We start from the raw sequence: 14,501 nt of genomic DNA, 5'->3' as shown, positions 1-14,501 counted from the left end.
CGGGGTCAGGCCGACGCGGTGTCCGAAGGCGCGTCGGCGGTGGACTCGGCCTCGGCGGCGGCCGCGGCGGCCGCAGCCGCCGCCTTCGCACGCTCGTCCGCCGCGGAGCGGATCGCGCGCCAGGCGGACTCGGCCGCCTGCTGCTCCGCTTCCTTCTTGCTGCGGCCCGTGCCGGTGCCGTACGAGACGCCTCCGACGCGGGCGGCAGCGGTGAAGGTCTTCTCGTGGTCGGGGCCGGTCTCCGTGACCAGGTACTCGGGCACGCCGAGCCCCTCGGTCGCGGTGAGCTCCTGGAGGCTGGTCTTCCAGTCCAGGCCGGCTCCGAGGTTCGAGGACTTCTCGATCAGCGGGTCGAACAGGCGGTGCACCAGCTCCGCCGCCGAGTCCAGGCCCTGGTCGAGATAGACCGCACCGATCACCGCTTCGAGGGTGTCGGCGAGGATGGACGCCTTGTCCCGGCCGCCTGTGCCCTCTTCACCGCGGCCGAGCCGGATGAAGGAGCCCAGGTCGAGCCCACGGCCCACCTCCGCCAGCGCACGAGAGTTGACCACCGCGGCCCGCAGCTTGGCCAGCTGGCCTTCGGGCAGGTCGGGGTGGGTGCGGTACAGCGTGTCCGTGACCACGAGGCCGAGTACGGAGTCACCGAGGAACTCCAGGCGCTCGTTGGTGGGCAGGCCGCCGTTCTCGTACGCGTAGGAACGGTGGGTCAGCGCGCGCACCAGAAGGGCGGACTCGAGCTGGTAGCCGAGCCGCCCTTCCAGAAGCGTGTGGGACGAGGCCGTGTTGTCCGCCTTTTTCTTGGCGCTGATTTCCGCCTTGGCGTCAGACATAAAGCCTCTCACCAGCCGCTCAGACCTCGAGGACCTGGCGCTTGTTGTAGGTGCCGCAAGACGGGCACGCGATGTGCTGCTGCTTGGGCTCGTGGCAGCGCTCGCACGCAACCAGGGTGGGGACCGCAGCCTTCCACTGCGACCGGCGGTGGCGCGTGTTGCTGCGCGACATCTTCCGCTTCGGAACAGCCACGGCTACTTCTCCTGCTTCTCGTCGACGCCAGCTTCGGCGCCGCTCATCTCGTCCTTCTCGCCATCTTCGAGTGAACCGGCGAGTCCCTGCAGTGCCGCCCAACGGATGTCGACGGCGTCGTGGTGGTGGTCCGGGTCGTCCGCGAGCCGGGCTCCGCACTGGGAGCACAGGCCGGGGCAGTCGTCCTGGCACACCGGCTGCATCGGCAGTGCGAGCACCACCGCGTCACGCAGCACGGGTTCGAGGTCGAACAGGCCGTCCTCGATGAAGAGCCTGTCCTCGTCTTCCTCGGCGTCGTCGGCCGGCTCCGCCTTGGGGCGGCCCCGGTCGTCGGCGTCAGGGTACGAGAACATCTCCTGGTAGTCCGCGTCGAGCTCCAGCTCAAGCGGCTCCAGACACCTTACGCACTCCCCCTCGGCCTTGGCACGGGCGGTGCCAGTGACGAGCACACCTTCCATGACCGACTCCAGGCGGAGTTCGAGCCCCACCGGCGCGCCTTCCGGCACTCCGATCACTCCCTGGATCCCGAGGTCCTTGGGAGCGTCGATCTCACGGGTCAGGCGCTGCAGCGCGCCAGGACGCCGCCCCAGCTCGTGTGTGTCGAACACGAGAGGGTTGCGGTGGTCGAGGCGGGCGTTCAGGGCCATTCCTGCTTTCGATCTTGAAGCTCTGGGATGCCGCCCTTCGATGCTTCCCGGGCAGCGTTGATCGCGGACGTACGCGCGACCGAAGAGCCAGGATACTGGACCTTTCGCTCTCGGCCCAATCCGCTGTCAGCGGCCCTGCTCGTAGCGGCGCAGCTGCTCCGCGGTGATCATGGTGGTGTCGAAGAGGCTGGTCTCGTCGAGGGCATTGGCCGGGGGCTGTGCGTACCCCTGATGCCCCTGCTGTTCCTGGTTCGGGTCGTACGACGGCTGCTGCGGGTAGCCGGCCGCGTACGGGTCGGCCTGCTGGTAGCCGTAGGGGTCGGCCGCCTGCTGGGGCTGGGCGTACTGCTGCTGGTAGCCGCCGTACGGATCCTGCTGGTACGCCGTCGCCCGGTACGCGTCCTGCTGCTGACCGTACGACGACTGCCCCGGCACCGCGGAGGGCTGCTGGGCGGGGGTGTCGGTGAGCGCGGCGAGCTCGGCCAGGTAGTCGGCGTCGCTGGTGGGCCGGGGGGAGGTGCCGTCGTCGTTCAGGGCGAGGGCGCCGAGGTCGTCGGTGGCGATCCGGCCGTGGAGCTTCTGCCGGCCGCGGCCGACGGCCTCCAAAGTCTTGGCGAGGACGGCCTCGAAGGCACCGAGCTTGGCGTCCACGTACGCGTCCGCGTCGCGGCGCAGGGTCTCGGGGTCGTGGCTGCGCTCCGGAGCGTCCTCGTCCTCGTAGCCCTGTTCGTCGACGCCGGGGCCGGTGCCGAGGAGCTTCTCGCGGCCGCGGCCGACGGAGCCGAGGGTCTTGGTGAGGACGACCTCGAAGTTGGCGAGCTTGGAGTCGACGTAGTCGTCGGCCTCGGCGCGGACCTCTTCGGCTTCCTGGCGGGCCTCGGCGAGGATGCGGTCGGCCTCGTTCTGGGAGCGGCGGGCGACCTCGGTGTCGGAGATCAGGGAGCCGCGCTCGGCGTGCGCGGTCTCGATGATCCGCTCGGCCTCCATCCGGGCCCGCTCCACCATGTGCTCGCGGTCGCCGATCAGCTCCTGCGCCTGGGCGAGGGAGTCGGGCAGCGCCGCGCGCACCTCTTCGAGCAGCGAGAGCAGTTGGGCGCGGTTGACCACGCACGAGGCCGACATGGGCATGGCCCGGGCGCCGGAGACGACCGAGACGATCTCGTCGAGCTTCTTCTGCACGTCCACCGTGTGGTCCACCGTGTGCTCGCCACTCTCTACAGCTGTGTTGGAGACGGTCGGGTCGACTGTACGGCCAGTGGACGACCGCCGTCCCCTCAGTCCTGCTTCAGACGCTCGTTCAGCGCCTGGAGGACCAGCGGGGGCACCAGGTGGGAGACGTCGCCGCCCCAGGTCGCGACCTCCTTGACCAGGGAGGAGGACAGGAAGCTGTAGGTGGGGTTGGTGGGGACGAAGAGGGTCTCCACGCCGGAGAGGCCGTTGTTCATCTGGGCCATCTGCAGCTCGTAGTCGAAGTCGCTGACCGCGCGCAGGCCCTTGACGATGGCCGGGATGTCGCGCTGCTTGCAGAAGTCGACGAGGAGGCCGTGGAAGGCCTCGACCCGTACGTTCTCGTAGTCGGCGGTGACCTCGCGGATCAGCTCGATCCGCTCCTCGACCTCGAACAGGCCCTTCTTGGACTTGTTGATCATCACGGCGACGTAGACCTCGTCGTACAGCTTGGAGGCGCGGCCAATGATGTCGAGGTGTCCGTTGGTGATGGGGTCGAACGACCCCGGACAGACGGCTCGGCGCACTTGGGATCCCTCGCTCTTCGGTCCGGTCATCATGCGTCTTCGCACGTGGAGGCGGCGCGACCGTACCAAAACGTTCCCTCGCCGTAGCGACGGGACCTGATCGCTTCGAAACCGGTCGGCCAGCGGAATTCGCCGCCTCTGGTGCTGCGCTCCACGGTGACGAGGGCTTCCTCGCCGAGCCAGCCCCCCGTACGGAGTGTGAGGAGAATCTCTAGAAGATCGTCATCCGAGACGGCGTACGGGGGGTCCAGGAAGACGAGGTCGTACGGCGTCTCCGGGGCCGGGCCATGAACGATCTGCTCCGCTTTGCCCGACCTGACCTCGGCTCCGGGAAGGCCGAGCGATCTGACGTTGTCGCGGACCGTGCGGGCCGCTCTCGCGTCGGCCTCGACGAGGAGGGCGTGGGCGGCGCCTCGGGAGAGGGCCTCCAGGCCTACGGCGCCGGAGCCGGCGTAGAGGTCGAGGACCCGTTCGCCGTCCAGGGGGCCGCCGAGGAGGGATTCCCAGGTGGAGAAGAGGCCCTCGCGTGCGCGGTCGGAGGTGGGCCGGGTTCCGGTGCCGGGCGGCACGGAGAGGCGCCGTCCGCCGGCGGCGCCGGCGATCACGCGGGTCATTGGGGGAGTCCTTCTTCGTGGGCGGCTTTACGGTTCAGTTTGGCAGGCGGGAGGAGGTGGGTGCCTGGTCGCCGTCGGCCACTTCGGGTCCATCGTGGCTTGTCGCGCCCACCTGGCGAAGCCGCATGTCGACACAGCCCCGCACCTCCTGGGGCGCGCTGGTCCTCAACCCTTGTCCAAGTACTGTTCCCTCTCCTCGTCCAACAGGGCGTCCAGGGCCGTGCGCAGGCCGGGGAGGTGCTGTAGGTCCGGGTCTTCGGCCACTACCGCCGCCGCCTCCTCCCTCGCCTCCGCGATGATCTCCTCGTCCTCGATGACGGCCAGCATCCGGAGGCTGGTGCGGGCGCCGGACTGGGCCTGGCCGAGTACGTCGCCTTCTCGGCGTTGTTCCAGGTCGATGCGGGAGAGTTCGAAGCCGTCGAGGGTGGCTGCGACGGCGTTGAGGCGTTGGCGGGCCGCGCTGGCCTCGGCCATCTCGGTAACCAGGAGACACAGGCCCGCTGCCGAGCCTCGGCCCACCCGGCCGCGGAGCTGGTGGAGCTGGGAGACGCCGAAGCGGTCGGCGTCCATGATGACCATCGCCGTGGCGTTCGGAACGTTGACGCCGACCTCGATGACCGTGGTGGCGACCAGGACGTGCGTCTCGCCGGCGGCGAAGCGGCGCATCACGGCGTCCTTGTCGTCGGGGTGCATACGGCCGTGCAGGACCTCGACCTCGATGCCGTTGAGCGGGCCCTTGGCAAGGTGGTCGGCGACATCGAGGACCGCGAGGGGTGGGCGCTTCTCGGCCTCGTCCTCGGGGGACTTCTTGGCCTTCTTCGGGTCGTCCTCCTCATCGCCGATGCGGGGGCAGACCACGTACGCCTGGTGGCCGTTCTCGACCTCCTCGCGGATCCGCTCCCAGGCGCGGGCGAGGAAGTGGGGTTTGTCGGCGGCCGGTACGACATGGCTGGCGATGGGTGAGCGGCCGGCGGGGAGTTGGTCGAGGACCGAGGTCTCCAGGTCGCCGAAGACGGTCATGGCGACCGTGCGCGGAATGGGGGTGGCCGTCATGACGAGGAGGTGGGGCGGCTGCTTGCCCTTGCCGCGCAGCGCGTCGCGCTGTTCCACGCCGAAGCGGTGCTGTTCGTCCACGACGACCAGGCCCAGGTCGTGGAACTGCACCTTGTCCTCGATCAGCGCGTGGGTGCCGATGACGATGCCCGCCTCGCCGGTGACCAGGTCCAGCAGGGCCTGCCTGCGGGCCGCGGCGCCCATCGAACCGGTGAGCAGCACCACCTTGGTGGCGTGCTCGGCCCCGCCCAGCATCCCCCCCTCGGCCAGCTCGCCCATCATCTCGGTGACCGACCGGTGGTGCTGCTGGGCGAGCACCTCGGTGGGCGCGAGCATCGCGGCCTGCCCGCCCGCGTCGACGACGGCGAGCATGGCTCGGAGGGCCACCATGGTGTTGTGGGTGACCGTGAAGTTGTCGGTGACGTAGGCATGGCTCGGGTGGGCGACGCTGATGCACTGGACCGGCTTGCGGCCCACATGCTCGACGGCCCGGATTCCACGTCGAAACGTGTTCGGCCGAGCCCGTACGCGGTCGGCCTTGCGGGTCAGCCGGAACGGCGCGTGTTCCTCGGGCAGGGCGACCGAGACATTGAATGCGGCGCGCTTCGGCAGAACCCGTGCACGGCCACCCAGCGATCGCACGAGCCAGGCGACGTCGTCCGCCAGCCTGCGCGAGACCGAACAGAGCGAGATGTTCAGACCGTCCGCCTGGACGGTGCCATCCGTGTCCAGAAGGCCTTGCAGCAGGGCCAGACGGTTCTTGACCGACGTGTTCTTGAAGTCGTCCGGCACGAACTTCCCAGGTGACGTGAGACCCCACAGGTTCAGGTCGCGCAGCGTCTGGATCACGGGATTGCGGACGCCGCCGGCACGTTCCGTCAGCTGGATCGTGTAGTCGCAGCCGGAGCCCTTTACCGGCACCAGTCGGCATTCCGGCGCGACCGCGGCTGCCACGGCATCTCGAATCTCCTCGTCGATCGTGGAGAAGCGCAGGTTGTGGCGGAACGAGCCGTCCCCCAGGAGGAGGCCGAACAGGTAGGGATCCAACGGCAGTCCTGAATCGTCTCCGAGGTCGACGGGGGTTGCGGCCGGGATGTACCACTTCGAGGATCCGTTTGCCTTGAAGGTGTCGAGACGGATCTCCCGAGCGGTCATGACCTTGGGTTCCTGCCCTCGGTGCCCCCCGCAGCCCGTACCGACGATCCAGAGATGCTCGTCGTCGCACTCGACAGAGCTGCCGTCGGACAGCACCAGCCGCCAGACATCGCGCTCTCCTTGTGGGAAGACGCCGTCGATCAGCGCGATCTCCCCGTCGGGCACGACAACCTCGTCCCCCACGCTCAAGTCCCCCATCCGGCGGAAACCGGCGGGAGTGAGCACCAGCGAGTCGAGAGGCTGGGCCTTGCCCGAGCCGACCTCTCCCTGAAGCAGGCGGTGCATCGGATGCTCGGTGGCCAGGTCGTCGAAGATCTCCTTGGAGACCTTGCGCTGGCCCTCGGTGAGGGTGAAGGGGAGGCGGGCGTCGAAGGCGGTGAGGAGGCCGTCGGGGGTGGGTTTGCGAACCGCGGCGGGGAGTTGGGCGTCGGCGTGGCGGCGGCGGGCGAGGGCCACCTGGAGGACGAAGGCCTCGTCCCACTTGAGGCGGTCGCGGGCGGAGTCGATGTCCGCCTTGGTGTGGGGACGGTGGATCTTCAGGAGGGCTTCGGGGAGGGGGACCAGGCCGCGGCCCGCGCGGAGCGAGTCGGGCAGGGGGTCCACGGCTTCCTGGGCGCTCGGGAGCACTGTCTGGACCGCCTTGGCGATCTTCCAGGACTCCAGCTTGGCGGTGGCCGGGTAGATCGGGATGAGGGCGCCGGCCCAGGTGTCGACGGTCTCGGAGACGTCGTCGCCGCGCAGGAGTTCGTAGGCCGGGTGCGCCAGTTGGAGGCGGCGGTTGAAGACGGAGACCTTGCCGGCGAACAGGGCGCGGGTGCCGGGGAGGAGCTCCTTGTGGGGTTTGTGCACGCCGTTGCCGAAGAAGACGAGCTGGAGGCGGCCGCTGCCGTCGGTGATGGTCACTTCGAGGCGCTGGCCCTTGCCGCGGGGCGCCTTGGCGGAGGCGAAGGTGTGCAGTCGGGCGTCGGCGACCTGGGCGACCACGGTGACGTGCTCGTCCATGGGCAGGTCGGCGAGGTGGGTGAGCTGGCCGCGCTCCTCGTATCTGCGCGGGTAGTGGTGGAGCAGGTCGCCGACGGTGTGCAGGCCGAGGTGCTCGGCCATCACCTTCGCGGTGGCGGCGCCGAGCGTGTTCTTGAGCAGTTCTTCGAGCGCGGGCACGGGATCCATTGCACACCAACCCACTGACAATCCCGTATACGTCCTTGAAATCTGCTGGTCAGACGGGTCGTTCGGGCCTAGGATGGCGCACTCCCGGGCCCAGCAGTGGCAGGGTCCGTACCGCCTCCCGTCCGCGGTCACCGTCTCGCGGGACCGCCCGACCCCGCCGCCGTCGCCAGAATCCCACCCACCGGCGCTGCGACGATGGATTCAATGACCTCACAGTCATCCCAGGCACCCCGGACACCTCACTCATCCCACTCGCCTCATACGTTCCAGGTCGATCTGCGTGGCCTGGTGGATCTCCTCTCGCACCACCTCTATTCCAGTCCGAAGGTCTACCTGCGGGAGTTGCTGCAGAACGCCGTGGACGCGATCACCGCGCGGCGTGCCGAGCAGCCCGACGCGCCCGCCCGGGTGCGGCTGTTCGCCGAGGGCGGCGCGCTGCGGGTGGAGGACTCCGGCGTGGGGCTCACCGAGTCCGATGTGCACGATCTGCTGGCCACGATCGGCCGCAGTTCCAAGCGGGCCGACGGGATCGCCGACGGGCTCCGGGAGGTCCGCTCGGACTTCCTGGGGCAGTTCGGCATCGGGCTGCTGGCGTGCTTCGTGGTCGCCGAACGCATCCGGGTGGTCAGCCGCAGCGCCCGTACGCCCGGGGCGCCGCCCGTGGAGTGGACGGCGACCGACGACGGGTCGTACACCGTGCGGACGCTGCCCGACGAGGCGCACCCCGAGCCCGGTACGACGGTGCACCTGATCGCGCGGCCCGGCGCCGCCGAATGGCTCTCCCACGCGCGCGTGCTGTCGCTGGCCCGGGACTTCGGGTCGCTGCTGCCGTACGACGTCCGGGTGGGCGACGAGGCGGTCACCGATCTGCCCGCGCCCTGGGACCGTGCGTACCCCTCCCCCGCCACCCGCAGGGTGGCCCTCGCGCGGCACTGTCACGACCTGTTCGGGTTCACTCCGCTGGACGCGATCGAGCTGGACGTGCCGCTGGCCGGGATCCGGGGTGTGGCGTACGTCCTGCCGTCGGCCGTCAGCCCGGCTCAGCGGGCGAGCCATCGGGTGCATCTGAAGGGCATGCTGCTCACCGAGCGGGCCGAACAGCTGCTGCCGGACTGGGCGTTCTTCGTGCGCTGCGTCCTCGACACGGACAGCCTGCGGCCCACGGCGTCGCGGGAGTCGCTGTACGAGGACGAGACCCTGGCGGCCGTACGGGAGGCGCTGGGCGACAGGATTCGCGGCTGGCTGACCGGGCTCGCCGCCGGTGATCCGGAGCGGCTGGCGGCCTTCCTGTCGGTGCACTACCTGGGGGTCAAGTCCCTGGCGCGGCACGACAAGGAGATGCTGCGCACGATGCTGCCGTGGCTGCCCTTCGAGACGACCGACGGGCGGCTGTCCCTGGAGGAGTTCGCGCAGCGGCACCCGGTGGTGCACTTCACGCGGACGGTCGAGGAGTACCGCCAGGTCGCGCCGATCGCCTCCGCGCAGGGCGTCGGGGTCGTCAACGGCGGCTACACGTACGACAGCGAGTTGGTCGAAGCGCTGCCGTCGGTGCGGCCGGGGACGGTGGTCGCCGAGCTGGACGCCGACACGGTGACCGCGCATCTGGACACGCTGGACGCGGACGAGGAGCTGGCGCTGACGGGCTTCCTGTCGGCCGCGCGGGCCAAACTCGACCCCCTGGGGTGCGATGTCGTGCTGCGGGCCTTCCACCCACTGTCCGTGCCCGCGCTGCACCTGGACGACCGGTCCTCCCGGCACGAGCAGGCGCGCGCGGAGGCGGAGGAGCAGGCCGACGACCTGTGGGCGGGCATCCTCGGCTCCCTGCGGGGCAGTGCCCCCCGCGCGCGGTTGGTGCTCAACCATCTCAACCCGTTGATCCGGCGGATCAGCTCCCTGAACGACCCGGAACTGATCGGCACCGCCACCGAGTCCCTCTACGGGCAGGCCCTGCTGATGGCGCAACGCCCACTCAGGCCCGCCGATTCGGCGCTGCTGAACCGGGCGTTCATCGGCCTGCTGGAGTGGGCCACGCACAGCGAGACCGGGGAGGACGGCCGCAAGTGAGTGAGTTCATCGAGGACACGGCCTTCGACGAGCTGCGCCGGGCCATGGCGGAGAACTACGAGCAGCCGGAAGGACCCGCCCGTAACGCACGCGCGGAACAGTTGCTCGCGGAGGCGGAGAAGCTGAACATCCCGCTCGCCGTGATCGAGGCACTCGGGCACCAGCTGAAGGTCTACAACTACAGCTCCGAGAAGGACAAGATGTTCGTCCCCTTCGCGCGTCTGCTGCGCATGTGGGACGAGCGCCCCGAGGACTTCGACGAGTACGAGATCCACTCCCTGCACTGGGTCTTCAAGTGGATGTCGGCCGGCATGCTCAACCAGCCGCACATCCCGCTCGCCGCGATCGAGAAGTGGCTGGGCGAGATGGAGCACCGCTACCGGCTCGCCGGGCACTCCGAACGGGCGGTGCGCGGCGCCGAGTTCAGCGTGGCGGCGCACATCGGGGATCTGGCGCGGGCCGAGCGGGCGTACGAGGCGTGGCTCGCCGCCGACCGGGACAGCATGGCCGACTGCCACGCGTGCGAGCTGCACGGCCAGGGCTGGTGGCGGGCGCGGCTGCGCCAGGACGCCGAGGCCCTGGAGCTTTGGGCGCCGGTCCTGGAGGGCCGGTACGCGTGTGCCCACGAGCCGCACACCGTCCTGGCGTCGTCCCTGGTGCCGCTGCTGCGCCTGGGCCGCGTGGACGAGGCCCGCGCCCACCATCTGCGCGGCTTCCGGCTCGTGCGGGCCATGGAGAGCATGCGGGGCGCGTACGCGGACCATGTGGAGTTCTGCGCCCTGTCCGGCAACGAGGCACGCGGCCTGGAGCTGCTGGCCGAGCGTCCGGCGTACTTCACGGACTCCGGGGACCCGCGCAGCAAGCTGGACTTCATGAGTGCGGTGGCCCTGCTCATGGACCGCCTGGTCGCCCGTGGGTTCGGCGATCAAACGGTCCCGGGCCCGGCCGGCCGTACCTGGACCGCCCGCGAACTGGCCTCCCACGCGCGCGAGGAGGCCCTTTCCCTGGCCGCGCTGTTCGACGAGCGCAACGGCACGGCGTACGTCAGTACGGGCGCCCGGGAGCGCATGGACCAGCAGCCGCTGCTGGACCGGCTGCCGCTGGGGGTGCGTGCGACGCGTACGGCACCGGTTCCGGCGCCCCGGCAGCCCGCCGCGGCCGAGCGGACGGAGGCTGCGGGGAGCGCGCCGGGCCCCGGCGACCTGGCCGGGCTGCTCGCCGAGGCGCGGCGGCTCGCCGAGTCCCTGCACCCCGACTCCGTCGCGGCATGGGCCGCCGTGGCCCGTGCCGTGGAGGCCGGGGGCCGGGGTGCCGAGCTGACCGCCTACGACCAAGCGGAGCTCGTCGATCACCGGGCGATCGGCCTCGGCCCCGAGGGCGCCCCCCTCTTCGAACAGGCGGCCGAGCTGTACGAGGAGGCCGGCGACCCGGGCGAGGCACTGGCGGCACGCGCGCGTGGAGCCACGGTCCACGCCCTGAACGGCCGCGTCGAGACGGCCCTGGAGCTGATCTCCGAGCCGTACGAGAAGGTCCTCGCCCTCCACGAGGCCGACGGCACCGGCGTACGGCAGACAGCGTCCGTGCTGGTCGGGCGGGCGCGCATCCTCGTGCAGCGGATGCACGAGACGGAGGACACCGGTGATACGGCGGACGCGGCCGCGGTGGCCGCCGCCGAGGCGGCCGTGCGGGAGCTGGCGGAGTTCGTCGAGCCGCACCGCGCGGACGACGTACGGCTGGCCTCGCGGGCGGCGGAGGCGCGGGCGCTGCTCGGGGAGCTGGCCGCGCGCCGCGAGGACGCCCAGGCGGCCGCCGAGCTGTTCGTGGAGGCCGCGGAGCGGTATGTGACGGCCGGGCTGCCCTGGTTCGCGGTGCAGTACGAGGCGCGGCTGGCCGGCGTCGCGCAGCAGGTCGGGGACCTGGAGACGGCCGAGCGGGCGGCCCGCGCGGCGCTGGAGCACGGCGGCGCGGAGCTGGACCCGGTGGGCCGCGCCCAGCTGAACGCCCAACTGGCCGAAGTCCTCGGCGCCGGGGACCGCGTCGAGACGGCCGCGGAGCACGCCCTGGAGGCGGCGCACTGGGCCGACGAGGCTGGTGAGAGCCGGACGCTCGGTTCCTGGGCCCGGCATCTGCTCGGCGGGTTCCTGCTGCGGCAGGAGCGGTGGGCGGAGGCCGCGGAGGTACTGGAGTCGGCACTGCCGGATCTCACCGCCGAGACGCACGGCGACGGGGCGGTCGCGCAGACCCTGTGGTGGCTCGGCGACTGCCACACCGAGCTCGGTGAGCACCGGGAGGCCGCCGAGCGGTGGCTGCGGGCCGCCGACATCACCCGGCACTGGCCGGAGCAGCGCGACCACGCCATGTTCGCCCATCTCGCCGCCGAGGCACTCGCCCGCGCGGGGCTGCCCGCCGACGCCGACCGGGCCTACGAGCGCGCGGGCGACCTCTGGGGAGAGCTCGGCAACGTCCACGGATACGTCCGGGCGTTGCGCGCGCGGGCGTGGTACGCGGCGCAGGAGGGGGCCGGGCTGGACGCGTCCCGGGAGTTGATGGGTGACGCGGTGCTGGGGTGCGAGGCGGCCCTGTCGGACGTGGCCGGTGAGGAGAACCGGCGGCGGATCGTCGCCGAACTCGGTGAGACGTATCGGCAGTTCGGGGATCTGCTCGCGCGGTCGGTGGCCGAGGACGCGGAGCTCTCCGAGTTCCGGCCGGTGTTCGAGGAGGCGCTGGAGTTCGTCGGGCGGGCGGTGTCGGTGTACGGCTCGCTCGGGGCGGACTTTGTCGATGCCCGTGGTGGGGCTGAGCTCGCGGCGGGATGGTTGGAGGCGGATCTGGGGCTGGGCGATGCGGCGGGGGCACGCGCGCGTGGGGTGTTGTCCGCGGTTGCCGGGCGGGACGACGAGGTGGCGGTGGCTCGGCGGGCGGAGGCATCGAGGATGCTCGAGGTGGTGGAGGGGCGGGGGGAGAGCTGAGCTGTGCGGGGGTTGCTCGCGCAGTTCCCCGCGCTCCTCAAAAGCACGGGGTGCACCCTGGTTTTCAGGGGGCGCGGGGAACTGCGCGAGCAACCAACGACAACCCGCACTCGCCCACGCACCCCGTCCCCCGAGCTCTCAGGCGCCCCGGCGCACCCTCGTAGCTACTCCACCCCGATCAACAGCAACGCCCCCTGCCGCCCACCCCTGTACACCACCGTGTCCACCGCCAGGTAGGACTCCCGTACCCGGGTCTCCACGTGGGCCGCGATGTCGGTGGGGGCCTCGTCGCCCAGGACCAGGGTGACCATCTCGCCGCCTGCGGCGAGCATGCGGTCGACGACCGTCGCGGCGGTGGTGGTGATGTCGGCGCCGATGACGGCCACGTCGCCGTCGATGAGGCCGAGGACGTCGCCGGCCTGGCAGATGCCGGCCATGGTCCAGGACTGGCGTTCGGCGATGACGACCTCGCCGTAGCGGGTGGCGCCGGCCGCGGAGGTCATGGAGACGACGTCCTCGTCGAAGCGGCGGTCGGGCTCGTGGACGGCGAGGGCGGCGATGCCCTGGACCGCCGAACGGGTGGGGATGAGGGCGACGCGTACGCCCTCGGCACGGGCCTGTTCGGCCGCGGCGGCCGCCGTGTGGCGAAGGTCCGCGTCGTTGGGCAGCAGCACCACCTCGCGCGCGTGGGCACGCCGTACGGCCTCCACGAGTTCCCCGCTGGCGGGGGGCTCCCCGGGGCGGGCCAGCACCGTGGTCGCGCCGGCCTCGGTGTACAGCCCGGCCAGCCCCTCCCCCGGTACGACGGCCACGACGGCGCGCTGGGCCCGCTCCCGTGGCGGTCGCCCGGCCGCACCGGCCATGTGCGCGTCCTCGGCCCCGAAGTGCGTGATCCGGATCCGGTACGGCCGCCCGGCCTCGACCCCGGCCTCCACGGCGGCCCCGGCGTCGTCGACGTGCACATGGACGTTCCACAGGCCGTCCCCGCCGACCACCACGAGCGAGTCGCCCAGCGCGTCGAGCCGCGTGCGCAGCCGGGCCACGGCCGCGTCGTCCGCCTCCAGGAGGTAGATCACCTCGAAAGCGGGGCCGCCGGGCTCGGGCCGGTCGTCCGTACACACGTCCGTCGCGGCGTCGACACCCACACTCACACCAGCACCCGCACCCGCCACCGCCCTCGGCGCCTCCCCCGTGAACGTCTCCACCAGCGCCGCCAGTACGGCCAGCAGGCCCCGTCCGCCCGCGTCCACGACGCCCGCGCGGGCCAGGACGGCCAGTTGCCCGGTGGTGGCCGCGAGGGCCTCGCCCGCGCCCTCGTAGGCGGCCCGGGCGACCGCGCCGCAGTCGCCCTCGGCTCCGGTGACCGCGGCGGCCGCGGCGGAGGCGACCGTGAGGACGGTCCCCTCGACGGGATGGGCGACGGCGTCGCGGGCGGAGTCGGCGGCGTGGCGCAGGGCGAGCCGGAGACCTTGGCCGTCGGTGTGGGCCGCCTCTCCGTCGTCGGCGAGTACCTTGGCCATGCCCCGGAGCAGCTGGGCGAGGATCGTCCCGGAATTACCCCGGGCGCCGATCAGAGCGCCGTGCGCCATCGCGCGCGCGGCGTCGGCCAGGGTGGGCTTCCCGGTGGCCCCGGGGCCGGCCTCGTGGCCCGCGAAGACGGCCTCGACCGCCGTGACGGCCGACTCCATGGTCAGGTAGAGGTTCGTGCCGGTGTCCCCGTCCGCGACGGGGTAGACGTTGATCGCGTCGATCTCCTCGCGCGCCCGCCCGAGCGCCGCCAGCGCGAGACCGCACCAGGTGCGCACCGCGAGAGCATCGAAGAATGTCTGCGGCACCTGCGCCACCTACGCCTCCTTGAACGGCCCGGACGTGGGACGCAGCGTAGACCCAGCGTGGGTGTCCACCGGAAGAGGGCCGGGAACAGGGGCCTGAGCAGCCATGGTAGTTTCGTTCTACTGGCGCAGCCGTTGTATGCTGCTCCAGTTGCCCGATCCAGATCGGGCCATTCCCCTGGCAACGCCACTCAGATCTCTGATCCTGCGATCTCGATCC

Annotated in this window: 10 protein-coding genes; 2 read left to right on the top strand and 8 right to left on the bottom strand. The window is 71.5% G+C overall.

The genetic code is table 11. The features are described from left to right. Positions 1 to 5: 5 nt before the first annotated feature. The 7 genes from rnc to CES90_RS05010 form a co-directional block, all read right to left on the bottom strand. Entirely contained in the window at positions 6 to 830 is an 825-nt protein-coding gene (gene rnc / locus CES90_RS05040) for a ribonuclease III (protein WP_189782538.1), read from the bottom strand. A 19-nt stretch (positions 831 to 849) separates the two neighbouring features. Further along, positions 850 to 1,023, bottom strand: a complete 174-nt coding sequence (gene rpmF, locus CES90_RS05035) for a 50S ribosomal protein L32 (RefSeq protein WP_003951102.1) — start codon at positions 1,021 to 1,023, stop codon at positions 850 to 852. A 2-nt stretch (positions 1,024 to 1,025) separates the two neighbouring features. Then, a complete protein-coding gene (locus tag CES90_RS05030; RefSeq protein WP_189782537.1) occupies positions 1,026 to 1,670 on the bottom strand; it encodes a YceD family protein in 645 nt (214 codons plus the stop codon). A gap of 126 nt (positions 1,671 to 1,796) precedes the next feature. After that, the gene (locus tag CES90_RS05025) at positions 1,797 to 2,855 is read right to left on the bottom strand and encodes an ATP synthase subunit B family protein (protein WP_189782666.1); all 1,059 of its coding nucleotides are present in this window, start codon (positions 2,853 to 2,855) and stop codon (positions 1,797 to 1,799) included. A gap of 89 nt (positions 2,856 to 2,944) precedes the next feature. Beyond that, on the bottom strand, positions 2,945 to 3,424 hold the full coding sequence (gene coaD / locus CES90_RS05020) for a pantetheine-phosphate adenylyltransferase (protein ID WP_216372959.1): 480 nt from the start codon (positions 3,422 to 3,424) through the stop codon (positions 2,945 to 2,947). Positions 3,425 to 3,453: 29 nt separating this feature from the next. Continuing rightward, positions 3,454 to 4,038: a 16S rRNA (guanine(966)-N(2))-methyltransferase RsmD gene (gene rsmD, locus CES90_RS05015; RefSeq protein WP_189782536.1), complete on the bottom strand. Its 585-nt coding sequence runs from the start codon at positions 4,036 to 4,038 to the stop codon at positions 3,454 to 3,456. A 165-nt stretch (positions 4,039 to 4,203) separates the two neighbouring features. Further along, positions 4,204 to 7,416, bottom strand: a complete 3,213-nt coding sequence (locus CES90_RS05010; RefSeq protein WP_189782535.1) for a helicase-related protein — start codon at positions 7,414 to 7,416, stop codon at positions 4,204 to 4,206. A gap of 195 nt (positions 7,417 to 7,611) precedes the next feature. Between CES90_RS05010 and CES90_RS05005 the strand changes: the two genes are divergently transcribed. Further along, on the top strand, positions 7,612 to 9,480 hold the full coding sequence (locus CES90_RS05005; protein WP_189782534.1) for an HSP90 family protein: 1,869 nt from the start codon (positions 7,612 to 7,614) through the stop codon (positions 9,478 to 9,480). A 44-nt stretch (positions 9,481 to 9,524) separates the two neighbouring features. Then, a complete protein-coding gene (locus CES90_RS05000) occupies positions 9,525 to 12,449 on the top strand; it encodes a tetratricopeptide repeat protein (RefSeq protein ID WP_189782665.1) in 2,925 nt (974 codons plus the stop codon). Positions 12,450 to 12,613: 164 nt separating this feature from the next. Here the strand turns inward: CES90_RS05000 and CES90_RS04995 are convergent, their stop codons facing one another. After that, positions 12,614 to 14,293: a DAK2 domain-containing protein gene (locus CES90_RS04995; RefSeq protein ID WP_189782533.1), complete on the bottom strand. Its 1,680-nt coding sequence runs from the start codon at positions 14,291 to 14,293 to the stop codon at positions 12,614 to 12,616. Positions 14,294 to 14,501 lie beyond the last annotated feature (208 nt).

The sequence above is a fragment of the Streptomyces capitiformicae genome, from assembly GCF_002214185.1.
Classification (GTDB): Bacteria; Actinomycetota; Actinomycetes; order Streptomycetales; family Streptomycetaceae; genus Streptomyces; species Streptomyces capitiformicae.
The sequence above is the reverse complement of the archived record's forward strand: the minus strand, read 5'-3'. Positions and strand labels throughout refer to the sequence as shown.

Coding starts and splice junctions, on each gene's coding strand:
- CES90_RS05030 (WP_189782537.1), bottom strand. CDS start 1,670: ATGGCCCTGAACGCCCGCCTCGACCACCGCAACCCTCTCGTGTTCGAC.
- rsmD (WP_189782536.1), bottom strand. CDS start 4,038: ATGACCCGCGTGATCGCCGGCGCCGCCGGCGGACGGCGCCTCTCCGTG.
- CES90_RS05000 (WP_189782665.1), top strand. CDS start 9,525: ATGGCGGAGAACTACGAGCAGCCGGAAGGACCCGCCCGTAACGCACGC.
- CES90_RS05010 (WP_189782535.1), bottom strand. CDS start 7,416: ATGGATCCCGTGCCCGCGCTCGAAGAACTGCTCAAGAACACGCTCGGC.
- CES90_RS05005 (WP_189782534.1), top strand. CDS start 7,612: ATGGATTCAATGACCTCACAGTCATCCCAGGCACCCCGGACACCTCAC.
- rnc (WP_189782538.1), bottom strand. CDS start 830: ATGTCTGACGCCAAGGCGGAAATCAGCGCCAAGAAAAAGGCGGACAAC.